The 8839-nt window shown below is 61.7% G+C and carries 5 protein-coding genes; 3 read left to right on the top strand and 2 right to left on the bottom strand.

Annotated elements, in window-relative coordinates; translation table 11 throughout:
- Both Q1W40_RS08590 and Q1W40_RS08585 read right to left on the bottom strand, forming a co-directional pair.
- Positions 1 to 275 (bottom strand): hypothetical protein (locus tag Q1W40_RS08590; RefSeq protein WP_300710970.1); only part of this gene is annotated, 275 nt, incomplete at its 3' end.
- A gap of 1 nt (position 276) precedes the next feature.
- Positions 277 to 1632 (bottom strand): acyclic terpene utilization AtuA family protein, encoded by a 1356-nt coding sequence (locus tag Q1W40_RS08585; protein WP_300710969.1) that lies wholly within the window; start codon positions 1630 to 1632, stop codon positions 277 to 279.
- A gap of 111 nt (positions 1633 to 1743) precedes the next feature.
- Between Q1W40_RS08585 and Q1W40_RS08580 the strand changes: the two genes are divergently transcribed.
- The 3 genes from Q1W40_RS08580 (at position 1744) to Q1W40_RS08570 (ending at position 8777) form a co-directional block, all read left to right on the top strand.
- A complete protein-coding gene (locus tag Q1W40_RS08580; protein ID WP_300710968.1) occupies positions 1744 to 2436 on the top strand; it encodes a transposase in 693 nt (230 codons plus the stop codon).
- A gap of 135 nt (positions 2437 to 2571) precedes the next feature.
- Complete coding sequence (locus Q1W40_RS08575) at positions 2572 to 7266, top strand: glutamate synthase-related protein (RefSeq protein WP_300710967.1); 4695 nt, start codon at positions 2572 to 2574, stop codon at positions 7264 to 7266.
- Between the two features lie 29 nt (positions 7267 to 7295).
- Complete coding sequence (locus Q1W40_RS08570) at positions 7296 to 8777, top strand: glutamate synthase subunit beta (protein ID WP_300710966.1); 1482 nt, start codon at positions 7296 to 7298, stop codon at positions 8775 to 8777.
- The last annotated feature ends 62 nt before the right edge of the window (positions 8778 to 8839 follow it).

Genomic DNA, 8839 nt, shown 5'->3' with positions numbered 1-8839 from the left:
GCACTCAGGCATTTCCCGTGGGCGTCCAGTGCCAGCGAGCGGGTCACGCCACCGCCCAGGGCCTGGTGCATGACGAAGTTGAGCGCGCCCAACTGGGGCAGGCTGTAGCGTTCGACCGGGCCGTGCACGATGCCTGCATAGTGCTGGCGCACCCGCTCAGGCGTGAGCGCTTTTTCGAGCAGGGCAAAGTCTTTGAGGTCGTAGGCAATCACCGACAGGGTGGAGCGGTTGCCCTTGTCTCCGGTGCGGGTGTGGGCGATGTCGCGCAGCAGCATGTCAGAGTCCTTCGGTGTTGAGCAGAACGGTGCTGGTGTGCACCGCGTCACGTGGCATCAGCACCGCCGCAGCGGCGATGACTTCTCGCACCGAGCGCGTGGCGCCACCGCCGCCTGCCGGGCCGTTGAGGTAAAGCGCTTCGACTTCGTGTGCCACGTGCTGAGCCTCACGCTGTGTGGGTACGCGCAGCGCCACGCGGGCGCGCACTTCGGCCGGTTCTGTGGGTGTGATCGGTTCGCCCGGGATGGCGTTGACGCCGATCAGGTCATAGCGGCCTTCGTGCTGTGCGTAGCCTGCATCGGCCAGCCGTGCGCGCACCAGATCGAGCGCGAGTTGCCCACGTGCCTGTGCGCCCGGGCCTGCGTAAGAGATTTGTCCTTCGCCGATGAAGCCATCGCGGTAACCCAGGGTGACTTTCAGCGTGTCGGTGCGTGGGCTGCCGTTGCCGCCCGTGACCTGCACGCGGTCAGGGCCGATCTGCGTGAGCTGCACCTGCGAGAAATCGGCCACCACATCGGGCTGCAGATAGCGTGCGGGGTTTTCGATTTCGTAGAGCAATTGTTCGGTGCACGTGGCCACCGTGACGCAACCGCCCGAGTCCGCCACCTTGGTGATGACGGCATCGCCCGAGGCGCTGACCTCGGCCAGCGGAAAGCCCAGCCGGGCCATGTGGGGTACGTCCTTGAAACCCGGGTCGGCAAAGTAGCCCCCGGTGATCTGCGCCGCGCATTCGAGCAAATGCCCGACCAGCACGCCTTTGCCCAGGCGCGCCCAGTCGTCCAGCGCCCAGCCAAAGTGGTGGATCAAGGGTGCGAGGAACAGGGCAGGGTCGGCCACGCGGCCGGTGATGATGACGTGGGCGTCGGTCTGCAAGGCGGGCAGCAAGGCCTCGGCGCCCAGATAGGCGTTGGCCGAGATCAGCTGCGGCTGCAGGTCGGCCAGGGTCTGGTTGGATTCGATCACAGGCAGCGACAGGTGGTCTGCCGTCAGCGTGGTCAGCACATCGTCGCCCAGCACCACGGCGACCTTGACCTGGGGCAGACCCAGTTCACGTGCGATGGCCAGGACGGCGTGACCAGCTTGCAAAGGGTTGGCCGCGCCCATGTTGCTGATGATGCGGGTGCCGTTGTCCATACAGGGTTTGAGCACTGCCCGCATGCGATCGGCCAACATGGGGTCAAAGCCGCGATCGGGATGCTGGCTGCGTTCGAGCTGAGCCAGCGCAATCGTGCGCTCAGCCAAGCATTCAAAAACCAGATAGTCCAGTCGCCCCTTCTCGGCCAGCTCCACCGCAGGCGGGATGCGGTCGCCCGCGTAGCCCGCTCCCGTGCCGATGCGCAAAGTTGTTGTGTCCATGCGCCGAGCCTAAAGGCAAATCCCGCCACTGTCAGTCACGAGCATGGCATCTTGATTTAATTGGGGTCAGATTCCAATTAAACTGTTTCTTTTGATTGTTCCTCGCAACCCATGGCCCGCCAACCCCGTCTCACCGTCGCCGCTTATCCGCACCACGTCATCCAGCGCGGCAATGACCGCCAGGCCATCGTGCGGGATGACGCTGACCGGGAAAAAATGCTGACGCTGCTGGGTGAGCAAGCGGCGATTTTCAAAGTGGCCATTCATGCGTACATGATCATGGACAACCATTTTCATTTGCTGGCCACGCCTGAAACGGATGAAGGTGTGCCCAAACTCATGCAAGCCGTGGGGCGCAGCTATGTGCGTTACTTCAATTTGCGCCATCAGCGGACCGGCACCTTGTGGGAAGGCCGTTACCGCAGCAATTTGATTGAGAGTGAGCGCTATCTTTTGGCTTGCATGGTCTACATCGATCTGAACCCGGTGCGTGCCGGCATAGTCGCGCAGGCGGCCGACTTCAAATGGTCCAGCCACAGGCACTGTATTGGGCAGGTGAGCGACAAATTGGTGACGCCACACGCCCTGTTTTGGGGCCTGGGCAATACGCCATTTGCGCGTGAAGCGGCCTACCTCGAACTGGTTCACGCAGGATTGGCAGCATCGGAAAAAGACCAACTCACCAAAAGTGCCTTGTCGGGATGGGCCATGGGTTCCCCCCAGTTTGTGCAAGAGTTGCAGCAGTCCACGCCGCGCAGGCTCTTGCCAGCCAAGGCGGGAAGGCCTTTCAAAAAGACAGAGTGATGAATCTGTCCCCAATTAATCTCAGCCGAAAAAGAAATTCAAATTAATTGGGATCTGACCCCAATTAATTGTCTTGGCATGGTTGCTGCAGTGCAGTAAACTCATCCCCCTGCGTAAAAACCCTAGGAGTGCGCCATGTCCACGGCAGCCGATAAACAACATTTCCAATCCACCGGTCTGTATGACCCGGCCAATGAACACGATGCATGTGGTGTCGGTTTTGTCGCGCACATCAAAGGTCACAAGACCCATGCGATCGTGACGCAGGCCCTCAAGATTCTTGAAAACCTGGACCACCGGGGTGCTGTGGGTGCCGACGCGCTCATGGGCGACGGTGCCGGTATCCTGATCCAGCTGCCCGACGCGTTGTACCGCGAAGAGATGGCCAAGCAGGGCATCAACTTGCCGCCTTTCGGTGAGTACGGCGTCGGCATGGTCTTCTTGCCCAAAGAGCATGCTTCGCGCATGGCTTGCGAGCAAGAACTCGAGCGCGCCGTCAAGGCCGAAGGCCAGGTGGTGTTGGGCTGGCGCGATGTGCCGGTCAACCGCGAGATGCCCATGTCGCCCCGCGTGCGCGAAAAAGAGCCGATCATGCGCCAGATCTTCATTGGCCGCGGCGCCGATGTGATCGTGCAAGACGCGCTGGAGCGCAAGCTGTACGTGATCCGCAAGACCGCCAGCGCCGCCATTCAGGCCCTGAATCTGACGCACAGCAACGAGTACTACATCCCCAGCATGTCCAGCCGCACTGCGGTGTACAAAGGCCTGCTGCTGGCCGACCAGGTGGGCACCTATTACCTGGACCTGCAAGACGAGCGCTGCGTCTCGGCCCTGGGTCTGGTGCACCAGCGCTTCTCGACCAACACTTTCCCCGAGTGGCCATTGGCTCACCCTTACCGCTATGTGGCGCACAACGGCGAGATCAACACCGTCAAGGGCAACTACAACTGGATGAAGGCCCGCGAAGGCGTGATGTCTTCGCCCGTGCTGGCCGCCGACCTGCAAAAGCTCTACCCCATCAGCTTCGCCGGTCAGTCCGACACCGCCACCTTTGACAACTGCCTGGAACTGCTGACGATGGCGGGTTACCCCATCAGCCAGGCCGTGATGATGATGATCCCCGAGCCTTGGGAACAGCACACCACCATGGACGAGCGCCGCAAGGCCTTCTATGAATACCACGCTGCGATGTTGGAGCCATGGGATGGCCCCGCCTCGATCGTGTTCACCGACGGCCGCCAGATCGGCGCCACGCTGGACCGCAACGGCCTGCGTCCTTCGCGCTACATCATCACCGACGACGACATGGTCATCATGGGTTCGGAAACCGGCGTGCTGCCGATCCCCGAAAGCAAGATCGTGCGCAAGTGGCGTCTGCAGCCCGGCAAGATGTTCCTGATCGATCTGGAACAAGGCCGCATGATCAACGACGAAGAGTTGAAGGCCGGTTTGGCCAGCGCCAAGCCCTACAAGCAGTGGATCGAGAACCTGCGCATCAAGCTCGACGACGTGGCCGCTGCCCCCGTGCAAGCGCCCGCTGCTGATGTGGCTTTGCTCGACCTGCAACAAGCCTTTGGCACCACACAAGAAGACATCAAGTTCTTGCTGGCCCCCATGGCCTCTGCCGGTGAAGAAGCCATTGGCTCCATGGGCAACGACAGCCCGCTGGCCGTGCTGTCCGACAAGAACAAGCCGCTGTACAACTACTTCAAGCAGTTGTTCGCGCAAGTGACCAACCCACCCATCGACCCGATCCGCGAAGCGATCGTGATGTCGCTGGTGTCCTTCATCGGCCCCAAGCCGAACCTGCTGGACATCAACCAGGTCAACCCACCGATGCGCCTCGAAGTGAGCCAGCCCATCCTGGACTTCGCCGACATGGCCAAGCTGCGCAACATCGAGCAAGCCACCAAGGGCAAGTTCAAGAGCGCCACGCTGGACATCACTTACCCCGCCATGTGGGGCCGCGAAGGCGTGGAAGCCAAGCTGGCCTCGCTGTGCGCTGAAGCCGTGGACGCCATCAAAGGCGGCCACAACATCCTGATCATCAGCGACCGTGGCGTGAACGCCACCCAAGTGGCTGTGCCCGCGCTGCTGGCGCTGTCGGCTATCCACCAGCACCTGGTAACCGAAGGCCTGCGCACGACGGCTGGCTTGGTGGTCGAAACGGGTACCGCCCGCGAAGTGCACCACTTTGCCGTGTTGGCAGGTTTTGGTGCCGAAGCTGTGCACCCCTACCTGGCCATGGAAACCCTGGCTGCCTTGCACAAAGAGCTGCCCGGCGATTTGTCGGCAGAGAAGGCCATCTACAACTACGTCAAGGCGATCGGCAAGGGCCTGTCCAAGATCATGTCCAAGATGGGCGTGTCGACCTACATGTCCTACTGCGGTGCCCAGTTGTTTGAAGCCATCGGCATCAACACCGAGACCATCAACAAGTACTTCACCGGCACACCCAGCCGCGTGGGCGGCATCGGCGTGTTTGAAATCGCCGAAGAAGCCTTCCGCATGCACGCCGCAGCCTTTGGTGACGATCCTGTGCTTGCCACCATGCTGGACGCGGGCGGTGAATACGCCTGGCGTGCCCGTGGCGAAGAGCACATGTGGACACCGGACGCGATCGCCAAGTTGCAGCACTCCACCCGTGCGAACAACTTCAGCACCTACAAGGAATACGCGCAGATCATCAACGACCAGAGCAAGCGCCACATGACGCTGCGCGGTCTGTTCGAGTTCAAGATCGATCCTTCCAAGGCCATCCCGCTCGAGCAGGTCGAGCCGGCGGCCGAGATCGTCAAGCGTTTCGCCACCGGCGCGATGTCCTTGGGCTCGATCTCCACCGAAGCGCACGCCACTTTGGCCGTGGCCATGAACCGCATCGGCGGCAAGAGCAACACCGGCGAAGGCGGTGAAGACGCCAACCGTTACCGCAATGAACTCAAGGGCATCCCGATCAAATTGGGCGACTCCTTGAAGAGCGTGATCGGCGAAGCCAACGTCGAAGTGGACCTGCCTTTGCAAGCCGGTGACTCGCTGCGTTCACGCATCAAGCAAGTCGCGTCAGGCCGCTTCGGTGTGACTGCCGAATACCTGTCCAGCGCCGACCAGATCCAGATCAAGATGGCCCAGGGTGCCAAGCCCGGTGAGGGCGGCCAGCTGCCTGGTGGCAAAGTGTCCGAATACATCGGCAAGCTGCGCCACTCGGTGCCCGGTGTGGGCCTGATTTCGCCACCACCCCACCACGACATCTATTCGATCGAGGACTTGGCCCAGCTGATCCACGACCTGAAGAACGTGGCGCCGCACAGCGACATCAGCGTCAAGCTCGTGTCTGAAATCGGTGTCGGCACGATTGCTGCCGGTGTGGCCAAGTGCAAGGCTGACCACGTGGTGATCGCCGGTCACGACGGTGGCACGGGCGCATCGCCTTGGTCGTCTGTGAAGCACGCCGGTTCGCCCTGGGAAATCGGTTTGGCCGAAACCCAGCAGACCCTGGTGCTCAACGGTCTGCGTGGCCGCATCCGTGTGCAGGCCGATGGCCAGATGAAGACCGGCCGCGACGTCGCCATTGGCGCTTTGCTGGGCGCGGACGAATTCGGCTTCGCCACCGCACCGCTGGTGGTCGAGGGCTGCATCATGATGCGCAAGTGCCACCTGAACACCTGCCCCGTGGGCGTGGCCACCCAGGACCCCGCACTGCGCGCCAAGTTCACTGGCAAGCCAGAGCATGTCGTGAACTACTTCTTCTTCATCGCTGAAGAAGTGCGTCAGATCATGGCCCAGTTGGGCATCGCCAAGTTCGACGATCTGGTGGGCCGTGCCGACCTGCTCGACATGCGCGCTGGCGTGAGCCACTGGAAGGCCCGCGGTCTGGACTTCGGCCGCTTGCTGGCCGTGCCGCAAGTCACGATGGACGCCGACGTGCGTCACGTGCAAACCCAAGACCACGGTCTGGCCAAGGCCTTGGACAATGTGCTGATCGCCAAGAGCCGTCCAGCCATCGACAAGGGCGAAAAAGTCCAGTTCATGGAAACGGCCCGCAACGTGAACCGCTCGGTCGGTGCCATGTTGTCCGGCGCGGTGACCAAGGTGCACCCCGAAGGTTTGCCAGATGACACCATCCGCATCCAGCTCGAAGGCACGGGCGGTCAGTCGTTCGGCGCTTTCTTGTGCAACGGCATCACGCTGTACCTGATCGGCGAAGCCAACGACTACACCGGCAAGGGCTTGTCGGGTGGCCGCGTGGTGGTGCGCCCGAGCCTGGACTTCCGCGGTGTGGCCTCGCAAAACATCATCGTGGGCAACACCGTCATGTACGGCGCGACCACCGGTGAGGCCTTCTTCGCTGGCGTGGCTGGCGAGCGTTTCGCGGTGCGCCTGTCGGGCGCCACGGCGGTCGTCGAAGGAACAGGCGACCACGGTTGCGAATACATGACCGGCGGCACTGTGGCGGTGCTGGGCAAGACCGGCCGCAACTTTGGCGCGGGCATGAGCGGTGGTATCGCTTATGTGTACGACGAAGACGGCGAGTTCGCTTCGCGCTGCAACACCGCCATGGTCAGCATGGAAAAGGTGCTGTCCGCTGCCGAGCAAGAAGCGCAGATCGACCGCAAGGTGTGGCACCGCGACCAAACCGACGAAGCGCAGCTGAAGAAACTGCTGGAAGACCACTTCAAGTGGACCGGCAGCCAGCGCGCCCGCGAGTTGCTGGACAACTGGGCCACGGCCCGTGCCAAGTTCGTGAAGGTGTTCCCGAACGAATACAAGCGTGCTCTGGGTGAAATCAACGCCCGCAAAGCTGCCAAGGCCGCCCAGCCTGTTGCCGCCTGAGCCCCACGTCAAGAATCGAAGGAAACATCATGGGAAAAGTCACAGGCTTCATGGAATTTGAGCGCATCGAAGAAGGCTACAAGCCCGTCGCAGAGCGCTTGAAAAACTACGGCGAGTTCGTGATCGGTCTGACCGATGAGCAAGCCAAAACCCAAGGCGCACGTTGCATGGACTGCGGCACACCGTTTTGCAACAACGGCTGCCCGGTCAACAACATCATCCCGGACTTCAACGACCTGGTGTACCACGGCGACTGGAAGAACGCGATCGAGGTGCTGCACAGCACCAACAACTTCCCCGAGTTCACCGGCCGCATCTGCCCCGCACCTTGCGAGGCCGCTTGCGTGGTGAACTTCAACGGCGACGCCGTGGGCATCAAGTCGATCGAGCACGCCATCATCGACCGCGCCTGGGCCGAGGGCTGGGTCACACCCCGTCCTGCCAAGGTCAAGACCGGCAAGAAAGTCGCCGTGATCGGTGCAGGCCCTGCGGGCTTGGCCGCATCGCAGCAGCTGGCGCGTGCAGGCCACGACGTGACCCTGTTCGAGAAGAACGACCGCGTCGGTGGTTTGCTGCGCTACGGCATCCCTGACTTCAAGATGGAAAAGACGCACATCGACCGCCGCGTCAAGCAGCTCGAAGCCGAAGGCGTGAAGATTCGCACCAGCGTGCTGGTGGGCGAGTGGCCCAAGGACTCCAAGGTCACCAACTGGGCCAAGGAAACCATCAGCGCCGAGCAGCTCAAGAAAGACTTTGACGCTGTGCTGCTGACCGGCGGCTCCGAGCAGTCGCGCGACCTGCCCGTGCCCGGCCGCGACCTGGACGGCATCCATTTCGCGATGGAATTCCTGCCCCAGCAAAACAAGGTCAATGCAGGTGACAAGCTCAAAGGTCAATTGCGCGCTGACGGCAAGCACGTCATCGTGATCGGTGGCGGTGACACCGGCAGCGACTGCGTGGGCACCAGCACACGCCACGGCGCTGTCAGCGTGACCCAGTTCGAGGTGATGCCCGAGCCACCCGAAAAAGAAAACAAGCTGATGGTCTGGCCTTACTGGCCCATGAAGCTGCGCACCAGCTCCAGCCACGACGAGAGCGCCGAAAAAGGTCTGCTGCAACGCGAATTCGCCATTTCCACCAAGGAATTCATTGGCGAAAAAGGCAAGCTCACAGGCCTCAAGACCGTGCACGTCGAGTTCAAAGACGGCAAGATGGTCGAAGTGCCCGGCACCGAAAAGGAATACAAAGCCGACCTGGTCCTGCTGGCCATGGGCTTCACCAACCCGGTCGCCACCGTGCTCGACGCCTTTGGCATCGACAAAGACGCCCGTGGCAACGCCAAGGCGAGCACCGACTTCACGGGCGGCTACGCCACCAACGTGGACAAGGTGTTTGCAGCGGGTGACATGCGCCGTGGCCAGTCTTTGGTCGTGTGGGCCATCCGTGAAGGCCGTCAAGCCGCACGCGCGGTGGACGAGTTCCTGATGGGGCAAAGCGACTTGCCCCGTTGAGGTCATTTCGTTCTAGGTACAATCCCTAGAACACCAAGGTTTACATTGTGTTCACTTTGGTT

Origin of the sequence: Limnohabitans sp. (genome assembly GCF_030158565.1) — a bacterium.
Lineage (GTDB): Bacteria > Pseudomonadota > Gammaproteobacteria > Burkholderiales > Burkholderiaceae_C > Limnohabitans_A.
The sequence above is the reverse complement of the archived record's forward strand: the minus strand, read 5'-3'. Positions and strand labels throughout refer to the sequence as shown.